This is a genomic window from Pseudorhodoferax sp. Leaf274 (assembly GCF_001422445.1).
In the GTDB taxonomy this organism is placed as follows: Bacteria; Pseudomonadota; Gammaproteobacteria; order Burkholderiales; family Burkholderiaceae_C; genus Pseudorhodoferax.
In genome coordinates, this window is sequence record NZ_LMNA01000003.1 from 26602 (window position 1) to 43819 (window position 17218).

Genomic DNA, 17218 nt, shown 5'->3' on the forward strand with positions numbered 1-17218 from the left:
CATGGGCCGCCCCGTGAACCTTTGCCCGAATCCATGAGAAAAGCCATCCAAGACCTTGCCGAATCCCAGATCCGGGAGGTGGCCAACGCCGGGATCGGCCGCGACGACGTGCTGCCGTTCTGGTTCGGCGAGAGCGACGAGGTCACGCCCGAATTCATCCGGCAGGCGGCGATCGAATCGCTGCAGCGGGGCGAGACCTTCTACGCGCACAACCTGGGTCTGCCGGAACTGCGCGAAGCCATCGCGCGCTACATGTCGGCCCTGCACGGGCCGATCCCGGCGGAGCGCATCGCTGTGACGTCGGGCGGCGTCAACGCACTGATGCTGGCGGTCCAGTGCCTGGTCGATCCGGGCGACGAGGTGGTCGCGGTCACGCCGGTCTGGCCCAATCTCACGGCGCAGCCGGCCATCATGGGCGCGCGCCTGCGCTGCGTGCCCCTGCGGCCGGTGGATGGTCAATGGACGCTGGACCTGGAAGCGCTGCTGGCAGCCATCACGCCGGCCACCCGCATGCTGATCGTCAATGCGCCGAACAACCCCACAGGGTGGACGCTGCGGGCTGAGGAGCAGGCCGCGTTGCTTGCGCATTGCCGCCGCACGGGCACCTGGATCCTGGCGGACGAGGTGTATGAACGCCTCTACTACGCTGATGCGCCAGGTGCCTGCGCGCCCAGTTTCCTGGACCAGGCGCAGCCCGACGACCGGCTGGTGGTCGTGCACAGCTTTTCCAAGAGTTTTCTGATGACGGGCTGGCGGCTGGGCTGGCTGGTCATGCCCGCCACGCTGGTGCAGGCGATGGGCAAGCTGATCGAGTTCAACACGTCCTGCGCCAGCGTGTTCACGCAGCGCGCTGCCCTGGCGGCGCTGGCCCGGCAGGATGAGGTCACGCCGCGCGTGGTGGCTCATTTGCGCCTGTGCCGCGACACGCTGGTTCCCTTGCTGGCCGCCATGCCGCAGGTGGCCGTCTCGGCTGCGCACGGTGGCATGTACGCATTCTTCCGCCTGGAGTGCGCAGACGATTCCCTGGCCGTGGCCAAGCGACTGGTCCGCGAGGCAGGATTGGGCCTGGCCCCGGGAACGGCCTTTGCTCCAGAGGCCCAGGGCTGGTTGCGGTGGTGCTTCGCCTCCCGCGATCCGCAGCGATTGGTGCTGGGCGCTGAGCGATTGGACCGTTGGTTGCGTCAGCGCAACGCTTGAGCGGGGTCTGCATACTTGCGCATTTGCATATAATTGCATACATAAGTGCGGCCATATTTTTTTGTTTAGTCACAAAAATGGGTGTATTCATCCTGAAATGTGATTTTGTTGTGTACTGAATTGCGGGCTGCACCGCTAAGATTTGCTCACTCTGGTGGCGAATCGGGTCTTCCAGTGGGCCGAGCAAGTTGTTTCCTACAGGTGTGCGATGGATCGAATTTCCGCAATGCGTGTGTTCAGTGAGGTGGTGACACGCGGCAGCTTCACGGCAGCCGCCAATACTTTGGGCATGTCCCGTGCCATGGTGACGCGTCACATCGGTGAACTTGAACGCTGGCTGGGTGCGCGCCTGCTGCAGCGCTCCACGCGCCGTTTGTCGCTGACCGAGGCTGGCGAAGCCTGCGTGGTGCGCAGCCGCCAATTGCTGGAATTGGTCAACGATGTGGAGCAGGTGGTGGGCCAGCGCGACACCGAGCCGCATGGCCAGATCCGGGTGCAGTGCAATCCGGCGTTCGGGCAGGCGTACCTGTCGGCGATCCTGGTCGATTACCTGGCCAAGTACCCGCGGACCAAGATCGATCTGGTGCTGAGCGACCAGTCGCTGAGCCTGGTCGATGAGCGCATCGACCTGGCCATCCGCATGACCAACGAACTGGATCCTGCGCTGATCGCCAAGAAGCTCAGCACCTGTCGTGCCGTGCTGTGCTGCACGCCGGCCTATCTGGAAAAGAACGGTGCGCCAAAGACGCCGGACGATCTGACGCAGCACAACTGCCTGTCCCACTCGCGCGTGGAGAAGAGCCAGTGGAGCTTCTCGCGCCAGGGCGAGGAATGCCTGGTGCAGGTGTCGGGCAGTTTCAGCGCCAACGACACCATGAGCCTGGTGGAGGCTGTGCGTGCCGGTGGCGGCCTGGCCGTGCTGCCGAACTACGTGGTGGCGTCGATGCTGCGCGACGGCGAACTGGTCAGCGTGCTGCCCGACTGGCATGCCGACGAACTGGGCATCTATGCCTTCTACATCTCGCGCCGGCACCAACCCGCCAGCCTGCGCACGCTGCTGGATTTCCTCACGCAGCGTCTGGGCGCGACGCCCCTGTGGGCCAAGTGATCAAGCTGGCCGAAAGAATGCGTCCAGCAGCGGCAGCAAGGGCGCGAAGTCCGCGCTGAAGCGTGGACGGTTCACGAAGTAGGCCTCGCAGGCCACCGCGAAGAATTCGTCCAGGCTCTGGCTGCCATAGCTGTCCAACCAGGGCATCGCACCGCCGAAGCGCTCGGCGACCACCACCTGGTCGCAGAACTGCGCGTAGGCTTCTTCCCAGACCTCAAGCCATTGCCGGCGCGCCTGCATGGCGCTGCGCGCGCCCATGAAGCCGGGCGGCAAGGGCGGGCAGCCATCGGGCGCGCCATCGGCCATGTCCAGCTTGTGCGCAAACTCGTGGATGACCACGTTGTAGCCCGCTTCCGCGCTGTCGCCGGCCTCCAGAACGGCCTGCCAGCTCAGCATCACCGGACCCTGGTCCATGGCCTCACCGGCCAGCACTTCGTCGTAGGCATGGACGACGCCGGTTTCGTCGATGGATTCGCGGCGCGCCACGACCTCGCCGGGTTGCACCACGATGCCGACGAAGTCTGCGTACCAGCGCAGCACGGAGCCGCGGCCCGGCGTGCCGCCGTCCGGGCGTGCCGCAAGGTGCAGCAGGGGCAGGCAGGCCTGCGCCGCGATGGCGACGGCCATCGGATCGGTGACCTGCAGGCCGCCCGCGCCGTGGAACTCCTTCTCGGCGAGGAATTCCGCGCTCAATGCGCGCAGGCCTTGCCGATCCTCGGGGGAAAGTGCCTGCAGGAAGCCGTAGTCGGCCAGCACGGCCTGCCAGAGCGGATCGGGAATGTTCCGCGGCGCGCGCTGCCACCAGCGCAGCAGCCGGCGCCAGCCGCCGTTCATGCGGCGAGCGGGAGGCCGATGCGCCGGGGTGGGGCGTCGACGGCCAGGCGCAGCAGTTCCAGCCGCGGCGGCTGGGTGGTGGCCTCCCAGTCGCTCATGACGATGCGCGACAGGCCTTCGCCAAGGTCGTGTTCGGCCGGCATGTGGGTGTGGCCATGGATCAGCGTGTCGCTGCCTGCTGCGCGCAGCCAAGCGCGCGCGGCGTCCGCATCGACGTCGGCATAACCCAGCCCCTGGTCCTTGCGCTGCTCGCTGGCCTGGCGGATCTGCCGTGCCATCTGCCGGCGCATGGCCAGAGGATGCTGCAGCGAGGCCTTCTGCCAGGCCGGGTTCTGCACCTGCAGGCGGAACTGCTGGTAGGCCACGTCATCCAGGCACAGCGCATCGCCATGGCTCAACAGCCAGAGGCGGCCGCCGAAGACCAGCACCGTGGGGTCGTGCAGCAACTGCATGCCGGTGGCGGCCAGACCTGCGCCACCGAACAGGAAGTCGCGGTTGCCGTGCATGAAGTACACGGGCCGCTGCGCCGCGACGGACCGGATCGCCTCGGCGCACTGGCGTTCGAACTGGCCCAGCGGGCTGTCGTCACCGGCAGCCGGGTCCAAGGCATCGTCGCCGACCCAGACCTCGAACAGGTCGCCCAGCATGAACAGCGCATCCGCACGGCTCTGCGTGACGGCCTGCCGCCATGCGGCGAACGTGGCCGGCTCTTCCGGCCGCAGATGCACGTCGGACAGCAGTTCGATGCTGCGCCAGCCGCCGGGCGCGACGAGCTCGGCGAACGTCGGCAGGGCCGGCTGTGGCCGCATCAGAGCGCGACGGCCTTCTCGATGACCAGGTCTTCGACCGGCACGTCGTCGTGGAAGCCCTTGCGGCCCGTCTTCACGGCCTTGAGCTTGTCGACGATCTCGGTGCCTTTGACGACCTTGCCGAAGACGGCATAACCCCAGCCCTGGGCCGAGGGCGCGGTGTGGTTCAGGAAGGCGTTGTCGACCACGTTGATGAAGAACTGGGCCGTGGCCGAGTGCGGATCGTTGGTGCGCGCCATGGCCACCGTGTACTTGTCGTTCTTTAGGCCGTTGTTGGCCTCGTTGTTGATCGGCGCGTCGGTGCCTTTTTGCTTCATGCCGGGCTCGAAGCCGCCGCCCTGGACCATGAAGCCCGGGATCACGCGGTGGAACACGGTGTTGTCGTAGTGGCCCTTCTTCACGTAGGCCAGGAAGTTCTCGGCGGACTTGGGCGCTTTCTCGGCGTCCAGTTCGAGCGTGATGACGCCGTAGTTGGCAATGTGCAGTTCGACTTGGGGTTGGCTCATGTCATTTCACCAGGGTTGCGGATTGGATGAGGATGGGCTTCTGAGGCACATCCGTAGGGAAGGGGCCGCCCGGGCCGGTCGGGACGGCCTTGATCTTTTGTACCACGTCCATGCCGGCGACGACCTTGCCGAACACGGTGTAACCCCAGCCCCGGGGCGTGGGGGCGGTGTGGTTCAGGAAGGCGTTGTCGTTGACGTTGATGAAGAACTGCGACGTGGCCGAATGCGGCTCGCCCGTGCGCGCCATCGCGATGGTATAGGTCTCGTTCTTCAGGCCGTTGTTGGCTTCGTTGGGGATCGGCGCGCGCGTCGGCTTTTCCCGGTAGTTCTGGTCGTAGCCGCCGCCCTGTGCCATGAAGTTCGGGATCACGCGGTGGAAGATGGTGCCGTCGTAGTGCTTGTCGCGCACGTACTGCAGGAAGTTCTCCACCGTCTTGGGCGCCTTGTCGGGATAGAGCTCGACGGTGAAGTCGCCGGCGCTGGTCTTGAACAGCACGCGTGGCGCATCGGCGGCCTGGGTCAGCGGGGCGAAGGCAAGGCTGGCGGCCAGCACGAGGGCACGGCGCGACAACGGGAACGGGCGAGCGGTCATGGGGCGACTGGGTGGTTGGGAAAAGAAAGCGCGCCGCGGCCTTGCGGCCCGGCGCGCTGGCGGGCGCGCTTACTTGCCGGCCGTGCGCGGCTTGGCCGCCTGGGGCGCCAGCATCGTTGTCAGCGTCGCGGCCTTCTGCGTGGCCTGCGGGTTGTTGGCCTGCAGCTGCAGCGAGCGGCCATAGGACTGGCTGGCCAGCTTGGCGTAGACGTCGCCCAGGTTCTCGTACGCCGTGGCGTAGTTCGGGTTTAGGCGGATCGCCATCTCGAGCGCCGCGCGCGCCTTGTCGTACTGGTTCTGGCCCGCGTACAGCACGGCCAGGTTGTTGTACGGCTCGGGCAGCTCGGGGAATTCCTGCGTGATCTGCGTGAGCGTCTCGACGGCTTCGTCGGGCTTGCCGAGTTCGGTCTGCACCACGCTCTTCAGGAAGCGCATCTGCGGGTCGCGCGGCTTGCTGGCCAGGTACTGGTCGACCTTGGTGCCGGCCTCGGCCAGCTTGCCGCTGCGCACGAGCTGGCCCACCTCGGCATAGGGGTCGGCTTGCGCCATGGCGGCCTGGCCGGCCCACGCCGCGCCGGCGACCACCAGCACGCGCGTGAAAGGCAGGATGCGGGACAGCGCTTGCTTCATAGAACCTCTTGCGGAATACGTAAAGACAGCCTGCGCACGCGGCTATAGAATGCCGGCGATTCTAGCCGAGGGGGGTGTGCGGCCCGGCGCAGCGCCAGTGCAGCCACCCTCGTGAAAGCGGGCCTTGACGGCCCGGTCGACCCCCAGGATGTCCCCGTACGATCCTGTGTATTCCCGGATTCCATGAGTTTGCGCATCTTCAACACGCTGACGCGTGCGTTGGACGTTTTTTCGCCGATCGAGCCTGGCCATGTCCGCATGTACGTTTGCGGCATGACCATCTATGACCTGTGCCATGTGGGCCATGCCCGCATGATGATGGCCTTCGATGTGGTGCAGCGCTGGTTGAAGTGCAGCGGCCTGCGCGTGACCTACGTGCGCAACATCACCGACATCGACGACAAGATCATCCGCCGTGCCGTCGAGCGCGGCATCTCCATTCGTGCGCTGACCGACGAGATGACCGCGGCCATGCACGCCGACATCGGCGCGCTGGGCATCGAGCCGCCCACGCACGAGCCGCGCGCCACCGACTACGTGCCGCAGATGCTGGGCCTGATCGAGGCGCTGGAGGGCAAGGCCCTGGCCTACCGCGCGGGCAGCGGCGACGTGAACTTCTCGGTGCGCAAGTTCCCGGGCTACGGCAAGCTGTCGGGCAAGTCGCTGGACGAGCTGCGCGCCGGTGAGCGCGTGGCCGTGCTCGATGGCAAGGACGACCCGCTCGACTTCGTGCTCTGGAAGGCCGCCAAGCCCGAGGAGCCGGCCGATGCGCAATGGGACAGCCCCTTCGGCTGCGGCCGTCCCGGCTGGCACATCGAGTGCTCGGCCATGAGCTGCGCCTTGCTCGGCGAGAGCTTCGACTTGCATGGTGGCGGCGCCGACCTGCAGTTCCCGCACCATGAGAACGAGATCGCCCAGAGCGAAGGCGCGAGCGGCAGGCCGCTGGCGCGCTTCTGGGTGCACAACGGCTTCGTGCGCGTGGACAACGAGAAGATGTCCAAGAGCCTGGGCAACTTCTTCACCATCCGCGACGTGCTCAAGAAGTACGACGCTGAAACGTTGCGCTTCTTCATGGTGCGCACGCACTACCGCAGCCCGCTGAACTACAGCGATGCGCATCTGGACGACGCGCGCAGCGCCTTGCGCCGCCTGTACACGGCACTCGAATCGGTCGTGCCAGCAGACGTGGCCATCGACTGGGCCCAGCCCCAAGCCGCCCGCTTCAAGGCCGCGATGGACGAGGACTTCGGCACGCCGGAGGCCGTGGCCGTGCTGTTCGACCTCGCAGCCGAGGTCAACCGCACGCGCTCGGCCGAGACCGCCGGCCTGCTCAAGGCCCTGGCCGGCACGCTCGGCCTGCTGCAGGGCGACCCGGTGGCGTTCAAGCAGTGGCGCGCCGCGGATGCCGCCGCCGACGCGGCCGCAGGACTGTCGCCCGATGCCATCGCCGCGGCCATCGCCGCACGCGCTGCCGCCAAGGCAGCCAGGGACTTCGCCGAGGCCGACCGCATCCGCAAGAGCCTGCTGGAGCAGGGCGTGGTGCTCAAGGACAGCCCCAGCGGCACCACCTGGGAGGCAGCGCAGTGACGCACGCTCCCTTGGCGCCGCGCGGTGGCGCGGCGAGGATGGCCCATGGCGGCTAGGGCACGCAAGATGGCCGACATGCCCGTGGTGCAGGTCTACACGCCGGAATACTGGCAGGACGCCTGCCGCCACCTGGTGCGCAAGGACCGCGTCATGAAGCGGCTGATTCCCCAGTTCGGCGACGCCTGCCTGGAGACGCGCGGCGACGCCTTCATCACGCTGGCGCGCAGCATCATCGGCCAGCAGATCTCCGTCAAGGCCGCGCAGACCGTGTGGGACCGCTTCGCGCTGCTGCCGCGCCAGCTGACGCCGGCCAGCGTGCTCAAGCTCAAGGTGGACGACATGCGCGCGGCCGGCCTGTCGGTGCGCAAGGTGGAGTACCTGGTCGACCTCGCGCTGCATTTCGAATCCGGTGCGCTGCACGTGCGCGACTGGCATGCGATGGAGGACGAAGCCATCATCGCCGAGCTGGTCGCGATCCGCGGCATCGGCCGCTGGACGGCCGAGATGTTCCTGATCTTCCACCTCATGCGGCCCAACGTGCTGCCGCTGGACGACATCGGGCTCATCAACGGCGTGAGCCAGAACTACTTTTCCGGAGACCCCGTGAGCCGCAGCGACCTGCGTGAAGTGGCGGCCGCCTGGGCCCCCTTTGCCAGCGTGGCCACTTGGTATATTTGGCGATCGCTCGACCCGCTGCCGGTCGGGTACTGAACAGGAAAGAAGGAGAGCGGCTTTGCCCAAAAGAACCTTCCTCGATTTCGAACAACCCATTGCGGACCTCGAATCCAAGATCGAAGAACTGCGCTATGTGCAGACCGAGTCCGCGGTCGACATCTCGGCCGAGATCGACCAGCTCGGCAAGAAGAGCCTGCAGCTGACCAAGGACATCTACGGCGTGCTGACGCCGTGGCAGATCACCAAGATCGCCCGCCATGCCGAGCGGCCCTACACGCTGGACTACGTCAACGAGATCTTCACGGACTTCGTGGAGATGCACGGCGACCGGCATTTCTCCGACGACCTGTCCATCGTCGGCGGCCTGGCACGCTTCAATGGCCATGCCTGCATGGTGCTGGGCCACCAGAAGGGCCGCGACACCAAGGAGCGTGCGCTGCGCAACTTCGGCATGACCAAGCCCGAGGGTTACCGCAAGGCGCTGCGGCTCATGAAGACGGCCGAGAAGTTCAAGCTGCCCGTGTTCACCTTCGTCGACACACCGGGGGCCTACCCCGGCATCGACGCCGAGGAGCGCGGCCAGTCCGAAGCCATCGGCCGCAACATCTTCGAGATGGCGCAGCTCGAGGTGCCCATCATCACCACCATCATCGGCGAGGGCGGCTCCGGCGGCGCGCTGGCCATCGCGGTCGCCGACCAGGTGCTGATGCTGCAGTACTCGATCTATTCGGTCATCAGCCCCGAGGGCTGCGCCTCCATCCTCTGGAAGACCTCCGACCGCGCGCAGGATGCCGCCGACGCGCTGGGCATCACGGCGCACCGGCTCAAGGCCCTGGGCCTGATCGACAAGATCGTCAACGAGCCCGTGGGCGGCGCGCACCGCGACCACAAGCAGATGGCCGCCTTCCTCAAGCGCGGCCTCAACGATGCCTTCCGCCAGGTCAGCGACCTCAAGGTCAAGGAACTGACGGACCGGCGCTACGAGCGGCTGCAGAGCTACGGCCGCTTCAACGACACCAAGGCCGACAAGTAGGTCGCCCATGGCCACAGCCGCACCGCTGCATGTGAGCCGTGGCCTGGAGCGCCTGCCGGTGCTGTGCGCCGCGGGCTGCAAGCTGCCCGAGGATTTGCAGCGCTTTTATTTCCTGCGCCATGGGCAGACGGCGCGCAATGCCCTGCGGATCTTCCAGAGCATCGAGGAGCCGCTCAACGACACGGGCCTGGCCCAGGCCGAGCAGGCCGCTGCCTTGCTGGCCGAGGAACTGGCCGGTCGCGAAGGCGTGCACATCGTCTGCAGCGATGCACCGCGCGCGCTGGCCACGGCGCGCACGGTCGCACGCCACCTCGCGCGCGAGGAGCGGTTGCACGCGGGCCTGCGCGAACGCCATTTCGGCGCGCTGATCGGCTCGTCGTCGGCCAACATCGACTGGGACTGCGCACCCGAGGGCGGGGAGACGCTGGACCAGTTCGTCGAGCGCAGCCTGGCCGCGCTGGCCGAGGCCGTCGCCCATCCCGCGCCCGTCGTCGTCGTGGCGCACGGCGGCACCTTGCATGTGCTGGCCTGCGCGTTGGGCGTCGTGCTCGATGCGGCGTTGCTCGCCAACGCCACGCCGCTGCGTTTCGACCGCGTCGGCGCGGGCTGGACCGTCACGCGGCTCGGCACCGCGCCCGCGGTGGACGCCGCGCCGAATCTGGCCTGAGCTTTCCACCATGGCCACGGGCGGCCTGTACCTGTTCGACACGGCCATCGGCCGCTGCGGCATCGGTTGGGGTCCACGTGGCATCGCGTCGGTGCAACTGCCCGACCGCAGCGCGTCGCGCCTGCTGGCCCGGTTGCGCCAGCGCCTGCCGGACGCCCCGGTTGCGCCACCGCCAGAGGATGTGCAACGCGCAGCCGAACGCACGACCGCGCTGCTCGCCGGCGCGCGCGACGACCTGCTGGACATCGCGCTCGACATGGAAGGCATCGCACCCTTCCACCGGCGCGTGTACGCCCGCGCCCGCGCCATTGCGCCGGGCCGCACCATGACCTACGGCGAACTGGCAGCCGACATCGGCGAGCCCGGCGCCGCGCGCGCGGTGGGCCAGGCGCTGGGCCTCAACCCCTTCGCGCCCATCGTGCCCTGCCACCGCATCCTCGCCGCAGGCGCGCGCTCGGGCGGCTTTTCGGCGCCCGGCGGCGTGGACACCAAGCTGCGCATGCTGCTGGCCGAGCACGCCGCGTTCGGCGCACCCGGCCTGTTCGATTGATCAGCTGAACTTGGGCGCACGCTTCTCGATGAAGGCGCGCACGGCCTCTTCGTGGTCGGCCGTCTTGTGCGCGATGGCCTGGTAGCCGGCCGACATCTCCAGCAGCGACTCCAGCGTGCTGTTCTGGCCTTCGCGCAGCAGCCGCTTGGTCATGCGCAGCACGCCGCCCGGGTTGGCCGCGATCTTGGCGGCCAGCGCGCGCGCCTCGGCCATCAGCGCCTCGGCCGGCACCACGCGCGAGACCAGCCCGCAGGCCAGCGCCTGCCGCGCATCGAGCGCCTCGCCCGTGAACGCCATCTCGGCCGCCTTGGACATGCCCACGGCGCGCGGCAGCAGCCAGGCGCCACCGTCGCCGGCCACGATGCCGACCTTCACGAAGCTCTCGGCGAAGGTGGCGTTCTCCGACGCGATGCGGATGTCGCACATGCAGGTGAGGTCCAGGCCGGCGCCGATGGCCGGGCCGTTGACGGCGCAGATGGTCGGCACGTCCAGGTTGTACAGCGCCTTGGGGATGCGCTGGATGCCGTTGCGGTATTCCTCGCGGATGACCTCGGGCGACAGCGTGTCGCCGAAGAAGCGCTGCATGTCCTTGACGTTGCCGCCCGAGCTGAACACGGGGCCGGTGCCCGTGATGATCACTGCGCGCACCGAGGTGTCGCGGCGGATCGCGTCGCAGGCCTGCACGAACTCGTCGACGGCCGTGTTGCCGGTCAGCGCGTTGCGCGTGGCCGGCTGGTTCATGGTCAGGGTCAGGATGGCGCCGTCGCGCTCGGTGGTCAGGAAGCTCATGGTGGTCTCGCGGTTCAGTGGACGGTGGTGGCGGCGCGGATCGTATCGAGCACGAGGGCCTCGCCGCTGTCCAGGTGGTGACGGCCGGCCACGCCGTGCCAGTAGGACTCGCTGCCCGCGGCCTGGCGCCAGGCGTGCAGGCGGCGCGTGTACAGCTGCAGATCGAACTCGGCTGTGAAGCCGATGGCGCCGTGGATGGCGTGGGCCATGCTGGCCACTTCCAGTGCGGCTTCGCTCGTGCGCGCCTTGGCGATGGCCGCGTTCAGCCGTTCGGGCACGATCCCGGTGGCACGGCAGCCCAGCTGCGCAGCCGTGCGTGCGGCGAACACATGCTCGGCCATCTGGGCCAGCTGGTGCTGGATCGCCTGGAACTTGCCGATGGGCCGGCCGAACTGCTGGCGCTCGTTGGCATAGGCCAGCGTGCGGTCGAAGGCCGCGCGCAAGGCGCCGGCCAGCTGGGCCGCGTACAGGGCCGCCTGCAGCAGGCGCAGTTCCTGCGCGTCGCCGCTGACAGGCGTTGCGGCCTCCCAGGCCTGTGCGGGCCAGCGCAGCGCCATGTCGAGCACGAAGCCCGCCGGCGTGGCCTGGGCCGTGGCCACGGGCAGCAGGCGCACCGCGCCACCGCGCGCAACCAGCACCTGGTCGGCCACGCGGCCTGTGCGCACGAGCGGGCAGACGACCCCGTCCGCGGTGGCCTCGGCTTCGGCGAACACGGTGCCGCCTCGGGGCACGGCCACGCCGGCGCGCGCGAGCCAGCCGCGCGCCAGCACGGTCTCGCCGAGCGGCACGGGCACGGCATGCGTGCCGCACAGGCGCAGCAGGCCGAAGACCTCGTGCAGCGCGAGGCCCGCGCCGCCCTGGGCTTCGGGCACGAGCGCGTCGGCGAAGCCGGCGTCCTCGATGGCCTGCCACAGCGCACGGTGGTCGCCGCCGGCTTCGATGGCGCGCAATGCGTCGGGGGTGGAAAGGTCGCGCAGCAGCTGCGCGGCCGCGTCTTCAAGCAGATCGTCCATGGTCTTGTCGTCCTTCTCAGCGCAGGCCCAGGCCGCGCGCGATCATGCCGCGCAGGATCTCGCGCGTGCCGCCACGCAGCGAGAACGAGGGCGCGACCTGGGTCACGTAGTCCAGCGTGTGCAGCAACTCCAGCGGCACGCTGCCGTCGGGCCGGGAGAACAGGTCGTCGGCGATGGCGGCAGGGATCAGCTGCTCCACGCCCGTGCCCAGGTCCTTGACCAGCGCGGCCTCCACCAGCGGGCTCTCGCCGCGCGTGAGCTTCTCGGTCACGGCCACCGACATCGCGCGCAGCGGTGCCAGCGCGCAGACGATGCGGCCGGCCAGGCGCTCGGCCTCGGGCGTGCGGCCCGCGGGCGTGCGCGCCCAGGCGGCCCACTGGTCGAACAGCACGATGCTGGAGAACAGCCGCTCGGGCCCGCTGCGCTCGAAGGCCAGCTCGGCGTTGACCTGCTCCCACCCCTTGCCTTCGGCGCCGACCAGCGCGTCGTGGTCCAGCTGCACGTTGTCGAAGAACACCTCGCAGAAGTGCGCGTCGCCCGACTGGTCGGTGATGGGCCGCACGCGCACGCCGGGCAGCTTCAGGTCCACGATCAGCTGCGACAGGCCCTTTTGCCGGTCGTCGGTGGTGCCCGAGGTGCGCACCAGCGCGATCATGTGGCTGCAGTGGTGGGCGTTGGTGGTCCAGATCTTCTGGCCGTTGAGCAGCCAGCCCGCCTCGTTGGGCGTGGCGCGCGTGCGCACGCTGGCCAGGTCGGAGCCGGCGCCGGGCTCGCTCATGCCGATGCAGAAGTACGACTCGCCGCGGCAGATCGCCGGCACGTAGCGCTGCTTCTGCGCCTCGGTGCCGTAGCGCAGGACCAGCGGCGCGCTCTGGCGGTCGGCGATCCAGTGCGAGCCGACGGGCGCGCCCCAGTTCAGGAATTCCTCGACCAGCACGTAGCGCGCGAACGCGCTGCGGCCACCGCCACCGTAGGCCGGCGGCAGCGTGATGCCCAGCCAGCCCTGCTTGCCGAGCTTGCGGCTGAATTCCGGGTCGTAGCCGCTCCAGGATTTGGCGCGCACATGCGCTGGCACGTCCTTCAAGGCTTCGGCCAGGAAGGCACGCACGGGTGCGCGCAGGGCCTCGTCCTCGGGCGGGATCGCGGTCAGGGTCAGGGAGTCAAGCGCGCTCATCCCAGTGCTCCTTTGCTTTGCAGTGCATCGATGTCCTCCTCACTCATCTTCAGGATGTCGTGCAGCACCGCGCGCGTGTGCTGGCCCAGCTGCGGCGGGGCTTCGCGGTATTGCACGGGCGTGTCCGACATGCGGATCGGGTTGGCCACCAGCGCCACGTCGGCGCCGGCGGCATGCGGCATGGCCATCTGCAGGCCGCGTGCGCGCACCTGCGGGTCGGCGAACACGTCGGCGATGCTGTTGATCGGGCCGCAGGGCACGCCGGCCTTCTCCAACAGTGCGATCCAGTCGGCCGTGGTGCGCTGCACGGTGGCCGCGCGCAGCAGCGGAATCAGCACATCGCGGTGCTGCAGCCGGCCCGTGTTGCGCGCAAAGCGCGGGTCGCTCGCCCATTCCGGATGGCCGGCAGCCTCGCAGAAGCGCGCGTACTGCCCGTCGTTGCCGGTGGCCAGGATCATGTGGCCGTCGGCCGTCGGGAAGTCCTGGTAGGGCACGGTGTTGGGGTGTGCGTTGCCCATGCGCTGCGGCGCCTTGCCACCGTGCAGGTAGTTCATGGCCTGGTTGCCCAGGCAGGCCACGCCCACGTCGAGCAGCGCCAGGTCGATGTACTGGCCGCGGCCGGTGCGCGTGCGCGCGTGCAGCGCGGCCTGGATGGCGTTGGCCGCATACAGGCCGGTCAGGATGTCGGTCAGCGCCACGCCCACCTTCATCGGGCCGGCGCCGGGCGCGCCATCGGGCTGGCCGGTGATGCTCATGAGCCCGCCCATGCCCTGGATCAGGAAGTCGTAGCCCGCGCGCTGCGCGTACGGCCCGGTCTGGCCGAAGCCGGTGATCGAGCAGTAGACCAGCCGCGGGTTCAGCGCCGACAGTGTGGCGTAGTCGAGCCCGTACTGGGCCAGGCTGCCGGTCTTGAAGTTCTCGACCACCACGTCGCTGTGCTGGGCCAGTTCCTGCAAGAGCCGCTGGCCTTCGGGCGTCTGCATGTCCACCGTGATGGAGCGCTTGTTGCGGTTGGTGCAAAGGTAGTAGGCCGCGTCCGTGGTGGGCTCGCCCTGGCCATCGCGCACGAAGGGCGGGCCCCAGGTGCGGGTGTCGTCGCCGGCGCCCGGGCGCTCGACCTTGACGACCTCTGCTCCCAGGTCGCCCAGCAGTTGCGCGGCCCAGGGGCCGGCCAGTACGCGCGAGAGGTCCAGCACGCGGATGCCGGACAGGGCGCCTTGCGCTTGCGTCATTGCAGCTCCACCTTGGCCTGCGCCGCGATGCGCTTCCACAGCCGGATCTCCTCGGCCTGGAACGCGCGCATCTCCTGCGGCCCGCCCTGCATGACCTCGGCGCCGATGCGCTCGTAGAAGGCACGCGTCTCCGGCAGGCGTTCGATCTGCGTGAGCAGCGCGGCCAGCTTGTCGGCCTCGGCCTTGGGCGTCCTGGCCGCGACCATGGCACCCACCCAGGTGTAGGCCGTGAAGCCGGGCAGGCCGGACTCGGCCGCGGTGGGCACGTCGGGCAGCGCCACCGTGCGCTTGTCGGACGCGACAGCCAGCGCGCGGATGCGCCCGCCCTTGACCATCTCCTGCGCACTGGTCATCTCGGCGAAGGCCAGGTCCACCGTGCCGGCCGCGACGGCGGCCACGGCCTCGTTGGCGCCCTTGAAGGGCACGTGCGTGGTCTGCACCTTGGCCGCGTCGTTGAACAGTTCGGCCATGAGCTGGTAGCCGGCCGAGCCGGCGCCGTAGTTCAGTGCCGTAGGCTTCGCCTTGGCCGCGGCGATCAGCTCGGCCAGGGTCTTGTGCGGCGACGAGCCCGGCACGATCAGCAGCGCGGGCGAACGCATCATCATGCTCAGCGGCGCGAAGTCCGTGACCGGGTCGTAGGGCAGCGACTTGAACAGCGCCACGTTCACCGCCAGCGTGGAGTTGCTGCCGACGAACACCGTGTAGCCATCGGCCGGCGCGGCCAGCACGGCCTGCACCGCCAGGAAACCGTTGGCGCCGGCCTTGTTCTCGACCACCACGGGCTGGCCGGTCAGCTCCGAGAGCTTCTTGCCGAAGTAGCGGGCCGAGGTGTCGGTGCCGCTGCCGGGCGGGAAGGGCACGACGAACTTGATCGGCTTGTGCGGGAAGTCCTGCGCCTGCACAGGCAGGCTGGCAATGCAGGCGATGAAAGGCAGGGCGGCCAGGGCCAGCAGGGCGCGGCGGCAGGGGCTTGGCATGCGGTTGTCTCCGTGGCGGAATCGGTGCGCGACCATACCGCCGTGGCGATAGGGCGTCCAATACCGATTTGCGGCTTGCCGATTGCCAGATCGAATCGTGCTAGCGTCGGCGGCATGACGATCTCGCCCCTGCGCAGCGTGGACCTGCGCCGCATCCGCCACTTCGTGGTGCTGGCCGACACGTTGAACTTCCACCGCGCCGCGCAGCTGCTGCACATGACGCAGCCGCCGCTCACGGTGTCGATCCAGAAGCTGGAGACCGAGCTCGGCGTGCGGCTGTTCGAGCGCAGTGCCAAGGGCGTGCGCCTGACGCCCAGCGGCGAGGCTGCGCTGGACGACGCGCGCCAGATGCTGCACCACGCCGAATCGTTCTCCGAAATGGCGGCGCTGGCGCAAAGCGGCATGGCCGGGCTGCTGCGCGTGGGCTTCGTCGGCTCGGCCACGCATGGTCTGCTGCAGCGGCTGATCCCGCGCTTTCGGGCCGGGCATCCCCAGGTCGAGCTGCTGCTGCGGGACAGCTCGTCGATGCAGATCCTGCGCGGCCTGGCCGACGAGAGCATCGACGTCGGCCTGCTCTGGACACCGGTGCTCGACGCCATGGGCGCGGAGTTCCTCACGCTGCAGCGCCAGACCCTGGTGGCGGCGCTGCCCCAGGGCCACGCGCTGGCCCGGCGGCGCAGCCTGCTGCTGGCCGACCTGCAGGGCGAGAACTTCATCCTCTACGACCGCACCCAGGCCGAAGGCATGCGCAGCGTCTGCATGATGCTGTGCCAGCGCGCCGGCTTCGTGCCGCGCGCCACGCAGGAGGCGATCCAGATCCAGACCGTGCTGGCCCTGGTGCAGACCGGCCTGGGCATTGCGCTGGTGCCGTCGATGATGGCCGACCTGCCGAACGACCAGCTGGTTTTCCGCCCGCTGCGCGACCTGGCGGACCAGCCCCTGGTCGCCCTGGCGCTGGCCTACCGGCCGGGCACCAGCAAGCCGGCGGTGCAGCGCATGCGCCAGTTGGCGGCGCAGGAATTCGGGGGGTGAGGGGTGGGGCGGCTCAGTTGCCGCCGGCGCCCAGCTTGGTCAGCGCGCTGGTGTCCAGCGGCGTGTCGGTCTCGACACGGCGTGCACCGTCGAAGCGCCGCTTCCAGTAGCTGCTGTCCATGTCCTCGACGCGGACCTTGGCGCCGCTGCGCGGGGCGTGCACGAACTTGCCGTCGCCCACGTAGATGCCCACGTGGCTGAAGGCCTTGCGCATGGTGTTGAAGAACACCAAGTCGCCCGGTTGCAGGTCGCGCTTTTCGATCGTGTCGGTGGCGGCGGCCTGCTCGTTGGCGCGGCGCGGCAGCACCAGGCCGACGGTCTGCGAATAGACCGCGCGCACGAAGCCGCTGCAGTCGAAGCCCGATTCGGCCGAATTGCCACCTCGGCGGTAGGGCACGCCCAGAAAGCCCATGGCGGTGCCGACCAGGTCGGAGGTGGTGTCGCGCATGGTCTGGCCGACCTGCTCCAGGTGGCCCAGCGTCTGCTGGATCAGGCCACGCTCGGCCAGCACGCGCTGCATGTCGGCCGGCATCTCGGGCGACGCGGTCGGCAGGGACGGGTCCAGTGGGGCGGCTTGGGTGGCGCTGGCGACGCAGCAGGCGAGGAGGAAGACGGCGGTCCAGCGGGGCATGGGGCGGGAGAGTAAGGCCTGCGCTATTCAGGCGTCAAGCGAAAAAGCCATTGTAAGTGATTGATTCGTAATGATTTGCAAATTAAATTTGTAACAGCGAGGCGCTTTGTCGGACAAAAGCAAGGCCTGTGGTCCTACAAACGGATGAAATCGCGGCCGAACGAATCATGTGCTGCATTGCT

General features: G+C 68.7%; 19 protein-coding genes. 8 read left to right on the forward strand and 11 right to left on the reverse strand.

The features are described from left to right. Positions 1-21 precede the first annotated feature (21 nt). Both ASF44_RS06905 and ASF44_RS06910 read left to right on the forward strand, forming a co-directional pair. Positions 22-1197, forward strand: coding sequence for a pyridoxal phosphate-dependent aminotransferase (locus tag ASF44_RS06905; protein WP_255358191.1), 1176 nt, complete (start codon positions 22-24; stop codon positions 1195-1197). A gap of 226 nt (positions 1198-1423) precedes the next feature. Further along, entirely contained in the window at positions 1424-2305 is an 882-nt protein-coding gene (locus ASF44_RS06910; protein ID WP_235579154.1) for a LysR family transcriptional regulator, read from the forward strand. On the opposite strand, the gene ASF44_RS06915 is transcribed toward ASF44_RS06910, so the two are convergent. From ASF44_RS06915 to ASF44_RS06935, 5 genes are all read right to left on the reverse strand, one after another. Beyond that, the gene (locus ASF44_RS06915; RefSeq protein WP_056898486.1) at positions 2306-3139 is read right to left on the reverse strand and encodes a zinc-dependent peptidase; all 834 of its coding nucleotides are present in this window, start codon (positions 3137-3139) and stop codon (positions 2306-2308) included. Next, entirely contained in the window at positions 3136-3948 is an 813-nt protein-coding gene (locus tag ASF44_RS06920; protein WP_056898487.1) for a UDP-2,3-diacylglucosamine diphosphatase, read from the reverse strand. Before ASF44_RS06920 ends, ASF44_RS06915 begins: the two co-directional genes overlap by 4 nt. Beyond that, on the reverse strand, positions 3948-4454 hold the full coding sequence (locus tag ASF44_RS06925) for a peptidylprolyl isomerase (protein WP_056898488.1): 507 nt from the start codon (positions 4452-4454) through the stop codon (positions 3948-3950). The genes ASF44_RS06920 and ASF44_RS06925 overlap by 1 nt, the downstream gene beginning before the upstream one ends. A gap of 1 nt (position 4455) precedes the next feature. Further along, complete coding sequence (locus tag ASF44_RS06930) at positions 4456-5046, reverse strand: peptidylprolyl isomerase (RefSeq protein ID WP_056898489.1); 591 nt, start codon at positions 5044-5046, stop codon at positions 4456-4458. A 69-nt stretch (positions 5047-5115) separates the two neighbouring features. After that, positions 5116-5676 (reverse strand): tetratricopeptide repeat protein, encoded by a 561-nt coding sequence (locus ASF44_RS06935; RefSeq protein ID WP_056898490.1) that lies wholly within the window; start codon positions 5674-5676, stop codon positions 5116-5118. Positions 5677-5859: 183 nt separating this feature from the next. On the opposite strand from ASF44_RS06935, the gene cysS reads away from it, so the two are divergent. From cysS to ASF44_RS06960, 5 genes are read left to right on the forward strand one after another with little or no spacing between them, the layout of a single operon-like run. Then, positions 5860-7263 (forward strand): cysteine--tRNA ligase, encoded by a 1404-nt coding sequence (gene cysS, locus ASF44_RS06940; RefSeq protein ID WP_056898491.1) that lies wholly within the window; start codon positions 5860-5862, stop codon positions 7261-7263. 45 nt (positions 7264-7308) lie between these two features. After that, positions 7309-7974 (forward strand): DNA-3-methyladenine glycosylase, encoded by a 666-nt coding sequence (locus tag ASF44_RS06945; protein WP_235579155.1) that lies wholly within the window; start codon positions 7309-7311, stop codon positions 7972-7974. A gap of 22 nt (positions 7975-7996) precedes the next feature. Next, the gene (locus ASF44_RS06950) at positions 7997-8971 is read left to right on the forward strand and encodes an acetyl-CoA carboxylase carboxyltransferase subunit alpha (RefSeq protein WP_056898492.1); all 975 of its coding nucleotides are present in this window, start codon (positions 7997-7999) and stop codon (positions 8969-8971) included. A 7-nt stretch (positions 8972-8978) separates the two neighbouring features. Continuing rightward, the gene (locus tag ASF44_RS06955; protein ID WP_056898493.1) at positions 8979-9638 is read left to right on the forward strand and encodes a histidine phosphatase family protein; all 660 of its coding nucleotides are present in this window, start codon (positions 8979-8981) and stop codon (positions 9636-9638) included. A 10-nt stretch (positions 9639-9648) separates the two neighbouring features. Next, a complete protein-coding gene (locus ASF44_RS06960; RefSeq protein ID WP_056898494.1) occupies positions 9649-10188 on the forward strand; it encodes a methylated-DNA--[protein]-cysteine S-methyltransferase in 540 nt (179 codons plus the stop codon). Here the strand turns inward: ASF44_RS06960 and ASF44_RS06965 are convergent, their stop codons facing one another. The 5 genes from ASF44_RS06965 to ASF44_RS06985 are packed head-to-tail and all read right to left on the reverse strand — an operon-like array spanning position 10189 to position 15373. After that, the gene (locus tag ASF44_RS06965; protein ID WP_056898495.1) at positions 10189-10977 is read right to left on the reverse strand and encodes a crotonase/enoyl-CoA hydratase family protein; all 789 of its coding nucleotides are present in this window, start codon (positions 10975-10977) and stop codon (positions 10189-10191) included. 14 nt (positions 10978-10991) lie between these two features. Then, the gene (locus tag ASF44_RS06970) at positions 10992-11990 is read right to left on the reverse strand and encodes an acyl-CoA dehydrogenase family protein (RefSeq protein ID WP_056898496.1); all 999 of its coding nucleotides are present in this window, start codon (positions 11988-11990) and stop codon (positions 10992-10994) included. Positions 11991-12006: 16 nt separating this feature from the next. Continuing rightward, positions 12007-13164 (reverse strand): acyl-CoA dehydrogenase family protein, encoded by a 1158-nt coding sequence (locus tag ASF44_RS06975; RefSeq protein WP_056898497.1) that lies wholly within the window; start codon positions 13162-13164, stop codon positions 12007-12009. Continuing rightward, the gene (locus ASF44_RS06980; protein ID WP_056898498.1) at positions 13161-14396 is read right to left on the reverse strand and encodes a CaiB/BaiF CoA-transferase family protein; all 1236 of its coding nucleotides are present in this window, start codon (positions 14394-14396) and stop codon (positions 13161-13163) included. Before ASF44_RS06980 ends, ASF44_RS06975 begins: the two co-directional genes overlap by 4 nt. Then, complete coding sequence (locus ASF44_RS06985; RefSeq protein ID WP_056898499.1) at positions 14393-15373, reverse strand: tripartite tricarboxylate transporter substrate binding protein; 981 nt, start codon at positions 15371-15373, stop codon at positions 14393-14395. The genes ASF44_RS06980 and ASF44_RS06985 overlap by 4 nt, the downstream gene beginning before the upstream one ends. Before the next feature lie 114 nt (positions 15374-15487). Between ASF44_RS06985 and ASF44_RS06990 the strand changes: the two genes are divergently transcribed. Beyond that, on the forward strand, positions 15488-16405 hold the full coding sequence (locus ASF44_RS06990) for a LysR family transcriptional regulator (protein ID WP_235579156.1): 918 nt from the start codon (positions 15488-15490) through the stop codon (positions 16403-16405). A gap of 13 nt (positions 16406-16418) precedes the next feature. Here the strand turns inward: ASF44_RS06990 and ASF44_RS06995 are convergent, their stop codons facing one another. Next, positions 16419-17036: a C40 family peptidase gene (locus ASF44_RS06995; RefSeq protein ID WP_056898500.1), complete on the reverse strand. Its 618-nt coding sequence runs from the start codon at positions 17034-17036 to the stop codon at positions 16419-16421. Positions 17037-17218 lie beyond the last annotated feature (182 nt).

What these genes read in the sequence shown, in the direction of transcription:
- ASF44_RS06985 (WP_056898499.1), bottom strand. Translation starts at nt 15,373, where the DNA reads ATGCCAAGCCCCTGCCGCCGCGCCCTGCTGGCCCTGGCCGCCCTGCCT.
- ASF44_RS06915 (WP_056898486.1), bottom strand. Translation starts at nt 3,139, where the DNA reads ATGAACGGCGGCTGGCGCCGGCTGCTGCGCTGGTGGCAGCGCGCGCCG.
- cysS (WP_056898491.1), top strand. Translation starts at nt 5,860, where the DNA reads ATGAGTTTGCGCATCTTCAACACGCTGACGCGTGCGTTGGACGTTTTT.
- ASF44_RS06960 (WP_056898494.1), top strand. Translation starts at nt 9,649, where the DNA reads ATGGCCACGGGCGGCCTGTACCTGTTCGACACGGCCATCGGCCGCTGC.
- ASF44_RS06945 (WP_235579155.1), top strand. Translation starts at nt 7,309, where the DNA reads ATGGCGGCTAGGGCACGCAAGATGGCCGACATGCCCGTGGTGCAGGTC.
- ASF44_RS06990 (WP_235579156.1), top strand. Translation starts at nt 15,488, where the DNA reads ATGACGATCTCGCCCCTGCGCAGCGTGGACCTGCGCCGCATCCGCCAC.
- ASF44_RS06955 (WP_056898493.1), top strand. Translation starts at nt 8,979, where the DNA reads ATGGCCACAGCCGCACCGCTGCATGTGAGCCGTGGCCTGGAGCGCCTG.
- ASF44_RS06925 (WP_056898488.1), bottom strand. Translation starts at nt 4,454, where the DNA reads ATGAGCCAACCCCAAGTCGAACTGCACATTGCCAACTACGGCGTCATC.
- ASF44_RS06970 (WP_056898496.1), bottom strand. Translation starts at nt 11,990, where the DNA reads ATGGACGATCTGCTTGAAGACGCGGCCGCGCAGCTGCTGCGCGACCTT.
- ASF44_RS06910 (WP_235579154.1), top strand. Translation starts at nt 1,424, where the DNA reads ATGCGTGTGTTCAGTGAGGTGGTGACACGCGGCAGCTTCACGGCAGCC.
- ASF44_RS06935 (WP_056898490.1), bottom strand. Translation starts at nt 5,676, where the DNA reads ATGAAGCAAGCGCTGTCCCGCATCCTGCCTTTCACGCGCGTGCTGGTG.
- ASF44_RS06975 (WP_056898497.1), bottom strand. Translation starts at nt 13,164, where the DNA reads ATGAGCGCGCTTGACTCCCTGACCCTGACCGCGATCCCGCCCGAGGAC.
- ASF44_RS06995 (WP_056898500.1), bottom strand. Translation starts at nt 17,036, where the DNA reads ATGCCCCGCTGGACCGCCGTCTTCCTCCTCGCCTGCTGCGTCGCCAGC.
- ASF44_RS06980 (WP_056898498.1), bottom strand. Translation starts at nt 14,396, where the DNA reads ATGACGCAAGCGCAAGGCGCCCTGTCCGGCATCCGCGTGCTGGACCTC.
- ASF44_RS06920 (WP_056898487.1), bottom strand. Translation starts at nt 3,948, where the DNA reads ATGCGGCCACAGCCGGCCCTGCCGACGTTCGCCGAGCTCGTCGCGCCC.
- ASF44_RS06965 (WP_056898495.1), bottom strand. Translation starts at nt 10,977, where the DNA reads ATGAGCTTCCTGACCACCGAGCGCGACGGCGCCATCCTGACCCTGACC.
- ASF44_RS06930 (WP_056898489.1), bottom strand. Translation starts at nt 5,046, where the DNA reads ATGACCGCTCGCCCGTTCCCGTTGTCGCGCCGTGCCCTCGTGCTGGCC.